This is a genomic window from Ruegeria sp. SCSIO 43209 (assembly GCF_019904295.1).
Classification (GTDB): Bacteria; Pseudomonadota; Alphaproteobacteria; order Rhodobacterales; family Rhodobacteraceae; genus Ruegeria.
In genome coordinates, this window is record NZ_CP065359.1 from 566,682 (window position 1) to 582,732 (window position 16,051).

The following is a 16,051-nucleotide window of genomic DNA, read 5'->3' on the forward strand; positions in this document are numbered from 1 at the left end:
TTCATCACCGTCACGTGAGCGTTGCCGCCGTTTCCGCCCATCGTGCACTGTATATGTGCACTCATGCGCTATGCCAGATAATAAATCATACTATATTCCACATTATCAAACATATTGAAGCCCAAGCCAGATCCTGACCTAAGGGAGAGCGAGAATGAGCTGGAATCCGACCCATACCCCCGACTGCCGGTCCGAGAACCCGGCGCTAGACAGCCTGATCATCCCCCGTGCCCGTGATCTGGGCGGGTTCGAGGTGCGCCGCGCGCTACCCTCGGTCAAACGGCAACTGGTCGGCCCCTTCATCTTCTTCGACCAAATGGGTCCGGCCGAATTCATCACCGAAGGCGGTATTGACGTACGGCCGCATCCCCATATCGGACTTGGTACCGTGACCTATTTATATCAGGGCGAGTTTGAACACCGCGACAGTCTCGGCACGCATCAGATGATCTATCCCGGCGAGGTCAACTGGATGGTCGCTGGGCGTGGTGTGACCCATTCCGAACGTACCAGTGACCAAACACGCGGCAAGAAACACAGCCTGTTTGGCATCCAGACTTGGATCGCCCTGCCCGAAACTCACGAAGATATGGCCCCCGATTTCGAACACCACAAACAGGGCGCGTTGCCCCATATTCAGGATGCAGGCGTCAGCGCCCGCCTGATCCTTGGTTCCGCCTATGGCGAAACCAGCCCGGTCACCATGCTGTCCGAGACCTTTTATCTCGACGTCCAGCTCGAACCGGGTGCCTCCTTCCCGCTGCCCGACAATCACGAGGATCGCGGTGTCTATGTCACCACAGGCTCGGTCGAGATCGCAGGCGACAGCTTCGAGGCGGGTCGCATGATGGTCTTCCGCCCCGGCGATCACCTGTCCGTGAAGGCCGGACCACTGGGTGCGCGGCTGTTGCTGCTGGGCGGCGCGACCTTGAACGAAGATCGTTACATCTGGTGGAACTTCGTCTCCTCTTCGAAGGAGAAGATAGAAACGGCCACACGCGAATGGAAAACTGCCGACTGGGCGGACGGCGCCTTCCACCTGCCGCCCGGTGATGATCAGGAGTTCATTCCGATCTCGGAAGACCTCGAACGCACCCGACCCAGACGCGCCCGCGTCTGACCTCACGTCACGCTGGCTCCGTTGAACGATCCCGGCGATCCTTGGAGGCACAGCGGAGGTAAGCCATGAATATTGTCATCGCCGGTGCAGGCAGCATTGGCTGCTTTTGCGGCGCATTGCTGGCCGCAGCGGGACACAGCGTGACGCTGCTGGGCCGCGCGCGGGTGCTGAACGCCATCCGGGGACAAGGGCTGACGGTGACAGATTTCTCGAACCTGCATCGCCACGTCGCCGCCGCACAACTCACGCTCAGCGAAAACCCTGCCTGTCTTGGGGATGCCGAGTTGGTCATCGTCACGGTAAAAACCGGCGCGACCGCCGAGATGGCAACGCTGATCGCCGCACACGCCACGGAAACGGCCCCGGTTCTGTCTTGGCAGAATGGGCTCGAGAACGCCCGCACCCTGCGCACCGCTCTTCCCGGACGCGACGTTCGGGCTGGAATGGTGCCGTTCAACGTGGTGCCGACGGGCCCGGCAACCTATCACCGCGCCACATCGGGCGAGATCGTCATCGAGCATGGCTCCCGGTTTCTGGCTGAACGCCTAAGCGCCCCAGATCTACCCGTCAGCGAAAGCGACCAGATCGAGGCAGTGCAATCGGGTAAGCTGGTGATCAACCTCAACAATGCATTGAACGCATTGTCCGGCCTGACCTTGCAAAACCAACTGCTCGACCGAAACTGGCGTCGCCTGATGGCTGATCAGATGGCCGAGGCGCAGCGTGTTTTGAAAGTCGCCGAGATCGAGGCCACCTCCACAACGCCACTACCCGCATGGATGACACCGCACATTCTACGTCTGCCAACGCCAATTTTTACACGAATTGCGGCAAAAATGCTGACCATCGACCCAAATGCGCGCACCTCGATGGCTTATGATCTGACGGCGGGTCGCCCGACCGAAATCGACAGTCTACAGGGCGAAATCATCAAACTCGGCCAACAGTACGCGATCCCAACCCCGATCAATAGCCGAGTCTCTCAACTCATCCACCAATCACCGGACACGCCGCTCACAGTCGACCAGATCATAACCTGATCCGTCTCTTCATCTGGCCTAAAATACCTCGGAGCGCGAGGCAGAGCCTCGCAAATTCCGATCAAGCGAACGCAGTCAAAACCCAGAAAATTAGCGCCGACATCACTGCCGCTGCCGGTACCGTGACCACCCAGGCCGCCACGATGGTCATGAAATGCGACCGCCGCACCAGCTTGCGCCGCCGCCGTTCCTCGCGCGCCAGTCGCAGCTCCGCCGGCCGCTGGCGGTTCGAGTATTTCCACCGCCGTTCTGCATGCCACTCCCGATAGAAGCCAACACCAAAGACGGCCCCAACCGCGATATGAGTCGAACTGACCGGCAGACCCAGCCAACTGGCGACGATGACCGTGATCGCCGCCGATAGCGCGACACAGAACGCCCGCATCGGGTTCAGTTTGGTGATCTGGCTGCCGACCATACGGATCAGCTTGGGACCGAACAGGAATAGGCCGAACGAGATACCAAACGCGCCGATCACCATGACCCATGTCGGGATCGATACTTTCGTGGCAAAATCTCCGAACTCGGCCGCATGCACGATTGCCGCCAGTGGACCCACCGCATTGGCCACATCATTGGCCCCATGCGCAAAACTCAGAAATGTGGCCGAAATCACCAGAGGCAGGCCAAACAACGTCTTCAACGACCGGGTCCGGTTCTCCAACCCTTCAGACTTGCGCTTGACCCACGGTACCGTCGCAGCCCAGACCAGGCCGCCAAAGGTCAGGCCGATCAAAAGGGCAAATTGAAGATCAATTTTGACGATCCGCTTCAGGCCTTTGACCGACAAGTAGGTGGCAAACGCCCCTGCCATCACGGCAACCAGAATGGGCACCCAGCGCCGTGCTGCCGCGATCTTGTCGTCCTGATACTGGATCTTGTGTTTGATCAATGCCAGAAAGGCGGCTGCAATCATCCCGCCCAAAACGGGTGAGATCACCCAACTGGCGGCAATCGCGCTCATCGTGCCCCAACTCACCGCACTTAGGCCCGCCGCAGCAATGCCGGCACCCATCACGCCGCCGACCACCGAATGCGTGGTCGAAACCGGTGCCCCGACCCAGGTAGCCAGATTGACCCACAGTGCCGACGATATCAGGGCCGCCATCATCGCCCAGATGAACACATTGCTGTTCTGCACCGACATCGGATCGATGATGCCCTTAGAGATGGTCGAAACCACATCCCCCCCTGCCAGCAACGCGCCTGCGCTTTCTGCGATGGCGGCAATCAGGATGGCTCCGCCCATGGTCAGAGCATTGGCCCCCACTGCCGGGCCCATATTGTTGGCTACGTCGTTGGCACCGATATTGATCGCCATGTAAGCGCCGAATGCCGCAGCTGCGACAACGATCACGCCACCATCGGCCCGTCCGAACAGAAGCGCTGCAGCCAAACCTGCCAGCGCGATAAAGGCCAGTGCAATTCCGGGGGCCAACAGAGGACGCGATACTTGGGCATTGGCGTGCTCAACGCGCGAGATACGCTGCAGGTCGCGGTCCAGTGCGTGCCAACGGGCTTTGGTGGGGTGGTCTGACATCGGTTCACAGCGGCTGTTTTGAATGATGCCCGCCGCTAAACGGTTCCAATGGGCGCGGCAACCTTTGTCATCAGTTTTTTACAATATTGTTACAATTGCAGTAGCAAGTCGCGCAGTTCCGGCTCTTGCACGCGTTCGGCGGCCACCTTTGGGGACACCCAGCAGCGCTTACGCTGATCGGACTCGGGGAATACATCCGCCAGATCGGTCACCTCGATCCGATAAACGCTGGTGATAACCGGCAACGCCGTGCCGTCATCCAACCTTTTGTCGTAAGAGTAATGACCAACGGGATCTTTCTGCACCTCAGTCGCGCGCACTCCAGCCTCTTCCCAGGCTTCCCGCAATGCGGTTTCCGGCCCGTTGAGCCCATCAATGGGCCAGCCTTTGGGGATAATCCAGCGTCCGGTGCCCCGACTGGTGATTAACAAAACGTCGTCACCGGGACCTGCCTTGCGGGTACACAACGCAGCAACCTGCACCCGGCTTGGGCGCTGGATCAGCGGTCGCGCGACCTCTTCCCAGATGTTGCGTATCCATGTCGTCATGCCAGGCCTGCTCGGGCGTGTTCTTTTTGTAATTCGAAGAAGTTACATAATCATGTATTGCTGAGTTAACAATACCGCCCTCGGATAACCGCAAAATATGGCCTGAACTTTCGGTGTTTCGTGTATTTTTGCAGCAATTTGTGCGCTTTGCACTGTTTCCGCCAATGAGGCTTATTTACGCCCACCTGATCAACTCAGCCTTTGCGCCGCTTCGCGCGCAGCGTCGGATCCGCCTGAGTTGGATCTTCGGGCCAGGGATGTTTTGGGTACTGCGCCCGCATGTCCTTGCGCACATCGGCATATGACCCGGCCCAGAATCCGGGCAGATCACGGGTGATCTGGATCGGTCGCTGGGCCGGTGACAGCAGCGTGATCTTCAAAGGCTCGCCCCCAACCACCGGATGTTGCGTAACGCCAAATACCTCTTGTAGCCGAACCGAGATTTCGGGCACCGCACCGCCATAGTCAATTGGCAGCTTGCGGCCCAACGGAGTCACAAACGAGCCCGGCGCCCGCCGATCCAGTTCCTGCATCTGGTCCCAGTCCAGCCGGGCGCGCAGCGCGGGCAGCAGGTCGAACCGCTTCCAGTCATCGGCATTGCGCACACCCGAGAGCATCGGCAGCAGCCAGTCTTCCAGCGTATCCATCAGCCCGGTTTCCGAGAAGTCCGGCAAATCAGCGCCTTCCGCGCGGATCAACTCGACCCGAGCGGCCAATCGCGCTGCGGCCCCGTTCAGCCGCACACCCAGATCGCGCACCCCGTCCAACATCGCCCGCGCCAACGCATCCTCGGGGACATCTTTCCAGATGCGGTCGTCCAGCGTGATTGCTCCGAACCGCTCTTGCCTGCGCGCCACCACACGGCGTTCGCGTTTCGACCAGTCGCAGCTGTCGACCCACGCGATCTGATCGCCGAATAGATCGCGAATTTCCCCCTCGGAAATCTGCGCTGCCATGCGCACGCGCGCTTCACGCGGGTTCCCATCCGTATCCGTCACCACAAGATAGGGTGCACCCGCCAACGTATCACCGGCTTCCAGCACGACGCCTTTGCCACCCGACAGGACATAACGCGGGACATCTCCCTTGCGTCGCTGTCCGATGCGATCGGGATAGGCCAGCGCCGCCATCGCCGCCGGGCTCAGACCGCCCGCATCCTTAGATTGCGCGCGCAACCGTTTTGCTTCGCCCTTGATCCGATCCAGCGCGCCCATGTTGACCTGCCAGACCCGATTGCGCTGAAACGCGCGCACGTCCCGCAGCACCTCAAGCCTCAAAGACAGATCGACCGGCGCGCCCCGCAGCGGATCGCGTTCCGCCATCAGCGCCGCCAGTGTCGCGGCCTCAGGTCCCGCGTGCAGCAGCATGTGCCCCAGCCGAGGATGCAGCGGCAGCGCCGCCAGCGCCCGCCCATGTTCGGTGATCCTACCTTTGCCATCCAGGGCACCCAGCATCGCCAGCAACGCGCGCGCCTCGGCCAGCGTGCCTTCGGGCGGAGCGGTCAGAAACGCAAGATCACCCGGTTCTGCGCCCCAGAGCGACAATTCCAACGCCAGCCCGGTCAGATCGGCTGCCTCGATCTCGGCAGGCGGGTAGGCGGCTAGTGCACCTTCTTCGCCCTTGGACCACAACCGATAGCAGACACCTTCGGCCACACGCCCCGCACGGCCTGCGCGCTGCGTCGCTTCGGCCCGCGTCACCCGCTCGGTCACCAGCTGCGACATGCCTGATCCGGGATCGAACCGTGCCCGCCGGGCTTGCCCCATATCGACCACCACGCGGATATCGGGAATAGTCAGCGAGGTTTCGGCAATCGACGTCGCCAGAACCACCTTGCGACCTTGCTTAACCGGCGCAATCGCCGCGCGCTGGGCGGCAAAGGGCAGTGCTCCGAACAATGGCCGCACTGAACAGGTGTCGGGTAGACGGCTGGCCAAAGCCGCCTCGGCCCGCCGAATTTCACCTTCACCGGGCAGGAACACCAGCATGCCCCCTTTGGTTTCCCGTTCGGCTCGCACCACCAGATCGATCAGCGCGTCCAGTCGCCGCGCCTGCGGCGCCAAAGGCCGGTCCAACCAGCGGGTCTCGACCGGATAGCTGCGCCCTTCGGATGTCACCAGAGGCGCGTTCATCAGCTGGCCCACCGGTTCAGCATCCAGCGTCGCGGACATCGCCAGCAAGATCAGGTCATCGCGCAACGCTCCAGTCACCTCAAGGCACAGTGCAAGCCCAAGATCGGCGTTCAGGGACCGTTCGTGGAATTCATCGAATATCACAGCACCTACGCCGGGCAGGTCAGGTTCGGATTGCAGCATCCGTGTCAGGATACCTTCGGTCACAACCTCGATGTGCGTCGCCTTTGAAACTTTCACGTCTCCACGGACACGATAGCCCACGGTCTGGCCCACGGGCTCACCCAGCGTCTCGGCCATGCGTTCGGCGGCGGCGCGGGCGGCCAGCCGCCGGGGTTCCAGCATGACGATCCGGCCCTCGCACAGACCGGCCTGCAGCATCTCAAGCGGCACGCGGGTTGTCTTGCCCGCACCCGGCGGCGCCTGCAGCACCGCGCGCCCATGCGTTCGCAAGGCGTTCAGAAGATCGGGAATGGCGTCATCAATGGGCAACCGGGTCATATCGCCTTATCGCCAAAGCCTCGGCCAAGGTCCAGCGTCGCCAAACTCGGCTTCGGTTGGGGCTGGACAAACCGGGTCATCCCCCCTCATCTAGGGCAAATTCCAGCCGGGGACTTACCGATGAACATTGCCGAGCTTGGCGACAGGATCTTGAACGGAGAGCGCAGGGCATTGGCCCGTGCGATCACACTGGTCGAAAGCGGGCGTGAAGATCATCGGGCGCAGGCAACCGCGCTGCTGGATCAATTGAGCGGCGCCGGACGCCAGGCGTTGCGGATCGGCCTGTCGGGCACGCCGGGTGTGGGCAAATCGACCTTTATCGAAAGCTTCGGCATGATGCTGACGGGGCTGGGGCTGCGCGTTGCGGTTCTTGCAGTTGACCCCAGCTCGGCCCGTTCGGGGGGCTCGATCCTGGGCGACAAGACCCGCATGGAAAGGCTGAGCCGCGAGAAAAACGCCTTTATCCGCCCGTCCCCCAGCCAGAGCCATCTTGGTGGCGTGGCGCGCCGCACACGCGAAGCGATTGCACTTTGTGAGGCGGCTGGTTTTGACGTCGTGCTGATTGAAACCGTGGGTGTGGGCCAATCGGAAACCGTTGTGGCCGAGATGTCTGACCTGTTCCTGCTGCTGCTGGCCCCGGCGGGTGGAGATGAGTTGCAGGGCGTCAAGCGCGGCATCATGGAGATGGCCGACATGATCCTGATCAACAAGGCCGATGGCGACCTGAAAGCGACTGCAACCCGCACCTGCGCCGATTACGCGGGCGCGCTGCGTCTGCTGCGCAAACGCCCGCAGGACCCCGAAGGGTTTCCCAAGGCCATGACCGTTTCAGCAGTTGAAGAGCATGGGCTGGAACAGGCCTGGGACGAGATGCAGGCCCTGACAACCTGGCGGCGCGAAGCCGGGCATTGGGTATTGAACCGCGCCACACAGGCAAAATACTGGTTCGAGCAAGAGGTACGCCACGCATTGCTTGCGCGTCTCGAAACGCCACAGATGCGCAGTCGGATGAGCGATCTTGGCGCTCAGGTCAGTGCGGGCCACCTCAGCCCATCGGCGGCGGCCGAACAAATCCTCTCCGGGCTGTCCGACGCGTAACACTCTGGCGGTATGATGCGTGCGCGGCTGGTGCGCTGACCGCTAATCGTGTATTAAAGCTACATATATTGTTGTGTTTGAGTGTAAGTCACTGCGTTTGAACCGGGTTGAGAAAGGGCTTGGTCAGCTCGGATCGTGCCCGGATTCTCCGAGGAACGGGACACGTCAGAATGCCCAATATCAATGGTACCAACGGCGACGACGATATCGATGTCACAAATGACAACGGTACTCTGAACGGAAACCCGGCGACGCCTCCGGTGACCGGTATCCGCGGCCGTGGCGGCGATGACGATATCACCATCACCAATAGCACCATTGCCAACAATGTCCTGGGCAATGCAGGCACCGACACGATCATTGTCACCAACAGCACGGTTGGCGGGCGCATCGCTAGCGGGTCGGATGCGGATACGGTTGATATCAGGGGGTCAACCGTCGGCGATATCCGGCTTGGTGCCGGTAATGACACGCTGAATTTCACCAGCACCACGGTGTCGGGTGACATTCGCGGCGGCAGTGGAACCGACACGCTGAACCTCCCTGAGGGCACTGTTATCACGGACGATACTTTCGGGGTGATTACGGTCGAAGACGGGGTTGGTTATTCAGTCTCGAGCGGCACATTTACCCTGCCTTCAGGCATCACCGTCACGTATTCAGCGTTCGAGAACGGGTCGGGTATGCCCTGTTTCACGCGCGATACATTGATCACGACACAGGATGGGCGATCCCTGATCCAGTCGTTGCGCACCGGTGACCTGATCCCCACGCTGGGGCAGGGCCTGCACCCGATCCGTTGGATCGGGCGGCGCGAATTTGATCGCTTCCAGCTTGAAGCCAACCCCAGACTCTGGCCTGTGCGTATCCTTGCAGGGGCATTGGGCGAGGGGCTGCCGCATCGCGATCTGCTGGTCTCGCGCCAGCATCGGATGCTGGTGCACTCAAAGATCGCCCAACGCATGTTCGGCACGACCGAGGTTCTGATTCCGGCCATCAAACTCACCGCAATGCCGGATATCTACGTTGATGAAAGCGTGGAAAGCGTCGAGTATTACCACCTGCTGTTCGACCGCCATCAGGTGATCTTTGCCGAGGATGCGCCAACCGAAAGCCTCTATACCGGCCCCGAAGCGCTGAAAATGCTGAGCGCCGCGTCGCGTCGCGAGATATTCGAGATTTTTCCCGAACTGACAGACCTTGACTACCGCGCCGACCCGGCCCGCATGATCCCCGGCGGGCGGCTGCAAGCGCAGTTGATCACACGGCATTTGAAGAATAACAAGCCGCTGTTGCGGATGTCCCCGATCTTGACCTCAAATGAATTCAACTCGGGTGCAAAGATTTCGCCGCAGCCGTCTTGACCCTTCGCGCGATTCCCACTAAACGCATCCAACCAGTTTTCGGGCGCGACTTCGGGTTGCGCCCCTTGTGATTTGGCCACGGGTCTTGTACCCGGCCTCCAGAAACAAAGGAAGAAACCATGTCGCGCCGTTGCGAACTGACCGGAAAAGGCCCGATGACTGGCAACAATGTCAGCCACGCCAAAAACAGAACTCGTCGCCGTTTTCTGCCCAACCTGAACGACGTTACCCTGCAGTCGGAAACTCTGGGTCGTGGCGTCAAGCTGCGCATCTCGGCAGCTGCCCTGCGCTCGGTCGACCACCGCGGTGGTCTGGACGCGTTCCTGGCCAAAGCCAAGGATGACGAGCTGTCGGCGAACGCCCTGAAAGTGAAGAAAGAAATCGCCAAGGCACAAGCCTCGGCCTAAGCGCTTTCTCACGCAAGAATTCAGCCCTGCACCCTGCGGTGTGGGGCTTTTCTTTTTTGCATTCGCTGCCCCTGTGCGAATGATTGTCTCTGAAATGGTAATAAAACGCCCCGCTTCGTGACGTTGTTCACAGAACGCCTGCTGAATATCGCATATGTTTATGCATATTCATGTTGAGGGGGTTACCATGTCACTCAAAGCAAAGAATTTTCTGTTTTTACTGCCACGATCAATTGCAAAAGCCGTGATCCGCTGCACCCGGATGCAGCGCCGGGTAAACCGACTGCATACGGGGATGAATGCCGAGGCGTTCAGGCCGCCGAAAAGCTGAGCTAGGCCATACTGTCTCAGCCACTGCTTTGCGCTTGAAGCCGGTTCAGTGGGCGGCGTATATACCAAGCTGACATGACAGGCTTTTTCCGCACATTTCTGCCTTATGCGCTGTCCTTGATGGTGATCCTCACCGGGCAGGGACTGGCCGTGTCGCGGGGTATGGAGCGCGCGGTCGGGCAGATGGTTTTGTGCACCGGCAGCGGGCCGGTCGTCGTCTATATGGACGAAGACGGCCAACCGACCCGCGCACCGCAATACTGCCCTGACTATGCGCTCAACCTTCTGGGCGCGATCCATGAAGCCTCGGTTGCCGTACCTCCGGCCCCGTCGCGCGCGCTCCCCGCGCCGTCGCTCCTTTCCCAGCATCTGATTGCCGCGCCGTTGCCGCGACACCCAGCTCGTGCCCCGCCGGTTTCTGCCTGATTCCAGTTTCCAAACTCTATCAGACAGTTACCAAGGAGAGGCATAATGACCCTCAAATCCAGCCTGCTTGCAGTCCTGACTACCTTTTCGCTGACCGGTGCGGCGCTGGCTGCCGATACCATCTCGGTCGTAGACCCTTATGCACGGTCTTCGGGCAAAACCGCGAAGGCGGGTGCCGCCTTCATGATGATCCAGAATCAAGGCGATACCGATGACCGCCTGATCGGCGTGACCTCGGATGCGGCTGCCCGAGTGGAACTGCACACTCATAAGGTTGACGAAAACGGTGTCGCCAAGATGGTGCATGTGAAGGAAGGCTTCGCCATTCCGGCGGGCGAAACCCACATGCTGAAACGCGGCGGTGATCACGTCATGTTCATGGGCCTGACCGCGCCTTTCGAACAGGGCGGAACCGTTCCCGTCACTCTGATCTTCGAAAATGCTGGAGAGGTCGCGGTCGAGATCCCGGTCGATCTTGAGCGCCAGGACAAAGGCGGCCATTCGAACTAACGCCTGTCTTCAGGCTGTGGTACAGCCATCATCCATACGACAGGCCGGGCAATGCCCGGCCTGTTGCGTCATCTGTTGACGGTTTTCATCTCCAATCGATCGCCCGCTTTTTTGAACCGTGCCGCCAGAAAGAACATCACCACCGCCGAGGTCAGCGCGAAGAAGGCAATTGCCCAGCCCAACGCCACCATGCCGCTGCCGGGCCAGAAGATCAGCACCAGCCCGACGATGAGTGCGAAGATACCTGAATTACGCACCGTTGCGCGCTCGGGGTCTTGTGGATGCATTTGCGGCAGCGCCATGAACGAGCCGATCGCAACGAACAGCGCCATCGCCCCCATGAGGGTGAACGCCAGCCAGGCCACGCCCTGTGGCCAGATCAGCAACACCAAACCGATCAGCGCGGCACCGATACCGACGCCTCCGATCAGCCCGCGCCGCCCAAAACCCAGCCAGGTCAGCGCGCCATCCAGAATCAGCAGCGCCCCTACCAATCGCAGCAATAATGAGATGCTGCTGGTCGGCCAGAACAGCGCTGCAATCCCGATCAGACCCGCGAGAATTCCACGCAGCAGAAAGGTCCACCACAGGCTGGCCAGATTGGTACTTAACGTATCGCGCGCGTCGATACTGCTGTCGTCAAGGATTTCTCCGTCTTTGGGCGGTAGATCGGTCATGTCACTCACTCGGGTTTGCGTTTTCTGCACCATAGACGGGAAGACGCGCCGCTGTCTGCCCCTATCGCGTGCTGCCTCGCGCCAACAGCTCATCGACCCAGCGCGGTACTGCCTCTGAGGCTGGCCCCAGCCGGGTTTCATCAAATATTCCGGCGGATGGCTCAAGGTTCAATTCGATGGTCCGCGCGCCCACGGCCCGCGCCTCTTGTACAAACCCTGCCGCCGGATAAACCTGCCCCGAGGTGCCGATCGAGGCGAACAGCGATGCTTCCATCAGATGGTCGTAGATCTCATCCATGAAATATGGCATCTCGCCGAACCATACGACGTCGGGCCGGGCCGAGGGCTGGTGACAGGACGGGCAGGGCTCATCCACATCCATTTCGGGTGGCGAAGCCCAACGATATCCGCACGCCGCACACAAAGCCCCAGCCAAGGTGCCATGCATATGGATCACATGCGCGGCCCCTCCTGCCTCGTGCAGGCTGTCGACATTCTGGGTGACAAGGATCACCTCTCCAGGCCAGCCCTGCTGCAACCGGGCCAGCGCCTGATGCGCCGCGTTGGGTTGCGCCTTGGCGGCCTGTACTCGGCGGGCATTGTAAAACTGATGCACCAGCGACGGATTGCGGGCAAAGACCTCGGGCGTGGCCACATCCTCGATCCGGTGCTGCGCCCACAGGCCCCCTTCATCGCGGAACGTGCCCAACCCGCTTTCGGCGGAAATCCCAGCCCCGGTCAGAATGACGATCTTTTCCATACCTGCCCCACGCGCTAAACCTCTCTTATGTCACACCGTATCCTTTTCGTCTGCCTGGGCAATATCTGCCGGTCCCCCGCCGCCGAGGGTGCTTTTCGCGCCCGCGCCCCGCATCACCAGACCGACAGCGCCGGAACCTCGGGCTGGCATATCGGAGACCCGCCTTACGGCCCAATGCAAAAGGCCGCCCGCGCGCGTGATATCGACCTCAGCGACCTACGCGCGCGCCAGTTCTTGGCCCAGGATTTCAACCACTTCGACCTGATCGTCGGAATGGACGCAGAAAACATCGCGAACATCGAAGATTTGCGCCCGGACGGCAACGACACCCCGGTCCGCCTGTTGACCGATTTTGCGCCTGACAGCGGCGCGGACCACGTGCCCGATCCCTATTACACCCGGGATTTCGACGGCGCGCTGGACCTGATCGAAGAGGCGGTGCAGGGGCTCGAGGCACATGTGCGGGCCTAGCTTGAATATACCATTCATTTACGACGGCAGATGCGGACGGCATTGTTCCCCATGCGATATATGTCCAATTCTGGACTGATGGGTATGTCGAACTCAATTTGTAACAACTAAATTTGAGCCAAGTGTTTCAAATAGGTTCTACGGCAAAAATGGGGCAAAGCAGGTGGTGGCTGAAGCTTCCTTATGTAGCGCTATCCTCATCCGGGCATGGGCAAATCTCATCCATTGCTTCCAGAACGATCTTAGCAATAACAGTAACTGGAACAACGGTGTCGGCCGTAAATTCAGCGATTTCAGTCGTCAGAGCCATCGCTTCCTCAAGTAGTATAGCTATTGTCTCATTGTTCTCTCGGAACTTATCGTATGCCTCGGTTGCCAACAGTACGCGATCTTCCTGAAGGCTCCGGATAAAGCCGACAGCAGTCCGGGCTTGTTTGCGCCGTCGGCAATAGTCGATTTTGTCACAAAAATCCTCAGGTTCGCCAGGTGGTTTTCTCTTGACTTGTCGAGCAAGCAAGCGACCCGACCAGCCAATAAACCGTGCCTTCTGCTCTTGCCACCAGCTAACAATCGAGTAGCTTCGACCATGCGCGTTAGCTATGCGTCTGAGATCGCTTGAAATTTGTCGATCGAGCGCTTTGGGTGTCAGAAGCAACGCTTGTTCAAGAGTTAGAGCATCTTTGTAACCCGGCGGCTCTGCACCGATGCCATCTATAGTCATCGTCATTCTAAAAAAACTTTCGTAGCAAATTCAAAACATGAAGCGCACACTATGTTGCAAAGGCAATGCTTGGCAACGTACTTTAATGAAAATGGTGACTTGCCGCTAAAAAGAGAGGCGCCAGAGTCCATCTGGTTTCGTTGTAGAAGAAATGCTGCGTTCTTGAGATAAACTTTTGAAAGTCGCAAATTAGAGCGATAGCAAATAATCGTATTCGCTGCCTCTCGCTCTATCCCACCACCTTCAACTGACCACCTAACCACGGCAATTGCGCAATCGCTGGATCAACGATCTGGCTGCGCATCAGACGTCGGATCATGTCGGCCACTTCCTGCGGTACCTGATCGGACCAGTCGGTCCGTGTAAACAAGGAAATGGTGCGTGCGAACTCACCGAACGGGGCAGGGTGCGCCTCCATCCCGTCGTGGAAGCGGGCGGCGCGCATATAGCCCAGCGGCGTGGTAATCGCCCAGCCGAGGCCGCGCGCAACCATCGCCATCAGCGCGAGGTGTGAGCCGATTTCGAACCGTTCCTCGAATTCCAGCTGCTGCCGGGCCAGATGGCTTTCGATCTGACGGCTGATCAACTGCTCGCGGGCATAGCGCAGAAAGGGCAGATCCTGCACTGGTTGCGCAACGCCCTTAGGCGCGACCAGAATGAACGGATCCTGCACCAGCGGATATTCGACCACGCCCTCCAGCACCTCGCCAGAATGGGCCGAGACCGCCATGTGCAGGCGCTGCGCCTCAAGCTCGGCAAACAGGTCCAGACTGGGCAGCGTGATCAGCTTGAATTTCGACCGGGTCAGACTGTCGGCCAGCAACGTCGCCAATCGCGGCGTCAGGTCGTTGTCGAAATCGTCGATCAAGCCGATGGACAGGGTGGTCAGATGCCCCAGATCCATCACCGCCAGTTCGCCTTGCGCCATCTGCAACTCGGCCAGCACTGCCTCGGCCCGCGCCAGGAAACTGCGGCCGGCCTGCGTCAGTCGCATCGGTCGCCGCCCGTGATCCACCAGATCGGTGCCCAAAGCCTTTTCCAGATTGCGCAACTGCTGGGAAACCGAGGGCTGGCTGAGCCCCGTGATCTCGGCCGCCTGCGCCACCGATCCGGTCCGCGCCAGCGCCTCGAACACTTCAAGGCCCCGCAGGGTCAGCCCTTTCATCACCATCGCAAATACCTTTCGCTGCGCCATTTCTGAGGCGCAGCGGGCATCAGGTCAAGGATTGACAGGGCTCAGTTGCAGATCGCTTGCGCCATCTGGCCAAAGTTCTGATACCGATCCCACAGCGCATCATCGCGCGCGGTCTGCGACATCTTTAACTCCTGCGCCTGATGCGGGTTGGTGAACCACTTGGCGACGGTCTTCTGATCACTACGCGTCAGCGCCTGATCCGCCACGCGCTGAATACACCGGCACCGCGCCCGCGTCGCCGCTTCACGGTCTGATGCCAGACACGCCCGCTTGATCTGCGCCGCGTCCACTGTGTGGGCCACCGACGTCAGCGATGCCGCACAAAATGCGATTAAGAGGAACTGTTTCATACTCGAGCCTCGTTTTTTGCCTGCCCGGACGGGTCTTATGCCCCTCTCGGTCTGCGGCGGAGTATGAATCAAAGTGGATTCGGGATCAATTGGGTGGTTCGAAAAAGTGATTGCACGCGGCTGGGATGTCGCGTTTTCTGGCCAGACATTGTTTAAATCTCTTTCATGAGACCACTATGCTTAAGAAATACGGGCGCACTTCCATCTGCCGGAGTCTCCCGGGGCGACCAGCGATGATAAGATCATGTCCAGCGTTGATAAACTGGCTTCGGCTGAGGAGGCCGTCTTCACCGAAAAACTGGACGGTGAGAATACAACGATTCATAGTCAGGGCTGCCACCCCCGCAGTATTGACGCGCGTTACCACCCGTCCCGAGATTGGATGAAGGCCTTCGCTACCGGAATTTCGCCACAGCTTGACGAAGATGAGCGCATAGTCGGTGAATATCTGTTTGCGCGCCGCTCGATAGCGTACTCGGCGTTGCCGACTTATTTCCTGGGCTTCGCCTGGATCAAGGCAAAGCGCGTGCAATCGTGGGACGCGACGCTTTCACGCTTTCTCGAGCTGGGGATTGCTGCCGTTCCCGAACTCTATCGCGGACGGTTCTCTGTTAAGGTTCTGGCAGATGTGATCGCGGGCCTGGATCTGGATACTCAGGAGGGTTTTGTCGTTCGCACAACTGCAGCGTTTAACGAAGAAGACATGCCCACTCACCACGCGAAATACGTGCGCGAGGGTCATGTGCAAAGCGAGACGCATTGGATGAACGCGGAGTTGGTCAAAAACAGGTTGCTCTGAACGGTCAGAGGCCTCGCAATCAAAGGGTTTCGCTGGGGCTTCGTCCCACCTTGACCACAGCC

17 protein-coding genes are annotated in these 16,051 nt (G+C 59.8%); 9 read left to right on the forward strand and 8 right to left on the reverse strand.

Translation table 11 applies throughout. From position 1 onward, the window contains the following. Positions 1-154 precede the first annotated feature (154 nt). On the forward strand, positions 155-1,120 hold the full coding sequence (locus tag I5192_RS02825) for a pirin family protein (protein ID WP_170663849.1): 966 nt from the start codon (positions 155-157) through the stop codon (positions 1,118-1,120). 65 nt (positions 1,121-1,185) lie between these two features. Then, positions 1,186-2,160: a 2-dehydropantoate 2-reductase gene (locus tag I5192_RS02830; RefSeq protein WP_223117705.1), complete on the forward strand. Its 975-nt coding sequence runs from the start codon at positions 1,186-1,188 to the stop codon at positions 2,158-2,160. Positions 2,161-2,221: 61 nt separating this feature from the next. Here I5192_RS02830 and I5192_RS02835 read toward each other — a convergent pair whose 3' ends face one another. The 3 genes from I5192_RS02835 to hrpB all read right to left on the reverse strand — a co-directional run bounded on the left by I5192_RS02835 (position 2,222) and on the right by hrpB (position 6,881). Beyond that, positions 2,222-3,700 (reverse strand): inorganic phosphate transporter, encoded by a 1,479-nt coding sequence (locus tag I5192_RS02835; protein WP_223117706.1) that lies wholly within the window; start codon positions 3,698-3,700, stop codon positions 2,222-2,224. 89 nt (positions 3,701-3,789) lie between these two features. Then, the gene (locus tag I5192_RS02840) at positions 3,790-4,248 is read right to left on the reverse strand and encodes an NUDIX hydrolase (RefSeq protein WP_170404203.1); all 459 of its coding nucleotides are present in this window, start codon (positions 4,246-4,248) and stop codon (positions 3,790-3,792) included. 194 nt (positions 4,249-4,442) lie between these two features. Next, complete coding sequence (hrpB, locus tag I5192_RS02845; RefSeq protein WP_223117707.1) at positions 4,443-6,881, reverse strand: ATP-dependent helicase HrpB; 2,439 nt, start codon at positions 6,879-6,881, stop codon at positions 4,443-4,445. A 120-nt stretch (positions 6,882-7,001) separates the two neighbouring features. On the opposite strand from hrpB, the gene meaB reads away from it, so the two are divergent. The 5 genes from meaB (at position 7,002) to I5192_RS02870 (ending at position 11,016) form a co-directional block, all read left to right on the forward strand. After that, positions 7,002-7,979, forward strand: a complete 978-nt coding sequence (meaB, locus tag I5192_RS02850; RefSeq protein ID WP_170511476.1) for a methylmalonyl Co-A mutase-associated GTPase MeaB — start codon at positions 7,002-7,004, stop codon at positions 7,977-7,979. Between the two features lie 170 nt (positions 7,980-8,149). Next, positions 8,150-9,343: a Hint domain-containing protein gene (locus I5192_RS02855; protein ID WP_170612173.1), complete on the forward strand. Its 1,194-nt coding sequence runs from the start codon at positions 8,150-8,152 to the stop codon at positions 9,341-9,343. A gap of 119 nt (positions 9,344-9,462) precedes the next feature. Continuing rightward, positions 9,463-9,750, forward strand: a complete 288-nt coding sequence (gene rpmB / locus I5192_RS02860) for a 50S ribosomal protein L28 (RefSeq protein WP_008756960.1) — start codon at positions 9,463-9,465, stop codon at positions 9,748-9,750. Between the two features lie 405 nt (positions 9,751-10,155). Then, entirely contained in the window at positions 10,156-10,506 is a 351-nt protein-coding gene (locus I5192_RS02865; RefSeq protein ID WP_170424215.1) for a hypothetical protein, read from the forward strand. Positions 10,507-10,551: 45 nt separating this feature from the next. Beyond that, a complete protein-coding gene (locus I5192_RS02870) occupies positions 10,552-11,016 on the forward strand; it encodes a copper chaperone PCu(A)C (RefSeq protein WP_223117708.1) in 465 nt (154 codons plus the stop codon). A 68-nt stretch (positions 11,017-11,084) separates the two neighbouring features. Here I5192_RS02870 and I5192_RS02875 read toward each other — a convergent pair whose 3' ends face one another. Next, complete coding sequence (locus I5192_RS02875; RefSeq protein ID WP_170397206.1) at positions 11,085-11,693, reverse strand: HdeD family acid-resistance protein; 609 nt, start codon at positions 11,691-11,693, stop codon at positions 11,085-11,087. 61 nt (positions 11,694-11,754) lie between these two features. Continuing rightward, positions 11,755-12,453: an NAD-dependent deacylase gene (locus I5192_RS02880; RefSeq protein ID WP_223117709.1), complete on the reverse strand. Its 699-nt coding sequence runs from the start codon at positions 12,451-12,453 to the stop codon at positions 11,755-11,757. A 27-nt stretch (positions 12,454-12,480) separates the two neighbouring features. Between I5192_RS02880 and I5192_RS02885 the strand changes: the two genes are divergently transcribed. After that, on the forward strand, positions 12,481-12,924 hold the full coding sequence (locus tag I5192_RS02885) for a low molecular weight protein-tyrosine-phosphatase (RefSeq protein ID WP_223117710.1): 444 nt from the start codon (positions 12,481-12,483) through the stop codon (positions 12,922-12,924). 181 nt (positions 12,925-13,105) lie between these two features. On the opposite strand, the gene I5192_RS02890 is transcribed toward I5192_RS02885, so the two are convergent. From I5192_RS02890 to I5192_RS02900, 3 genes are all read right to left on the reverse strand, one after another. Next, entirely contained in the window at positions 13,106-13,651 is a 546-nt protein-coding gene (locus I5192_RS02890) for a hypothetical protein (protein WP_223117711.1), read from the reverse strand. A 223-nt stretch (positions 13,652-13,874) separates the two neighbouring features. Continuing rightward, the gene (locus I5192_RS02895; RefSeq protein WP_170397757.1) at positions 13,875-14,816 is read right to left on the reverse strand and encodes a LysR family transcriptional regulator; all 942 of its coding nucleotides are present in this window, start codon (positions 14,814-14,816) and stop codon (positions 13,875-13,877) included. A 65-nt stretch (positions 14,817-14,881) separates the two neighbouring features. Beyond that, positions 14,882-15,190 (reverse strand): hypothetical protein, encoded by a 309-nt coding sequence (locus I5192_RS02900; RefSeq protein WP_170404173.1) that lies wholly within the window; start codon positions 15,188-15,190, stop codon positions 14,882-14,884. A 244-nt stretch (positions 15,191-15,434) separates the two neighbouring features. Here I5192_RS02900 and I5192_RS02905 point away from each other — a divergent pair, with 244 nt between their 5' ends. Next, complete coding sequence (locus I5192_RS02905) at positions 15,435-15,989, forward strand: RNA ligase family protein (RefSeq protein WP_223117712.1); 555 nt, start codon at positions 15,435-15,437, stop codon at positions 15,987-15,989. Positions 15,990-16,051: the final 62 nt, after the last annotated feature.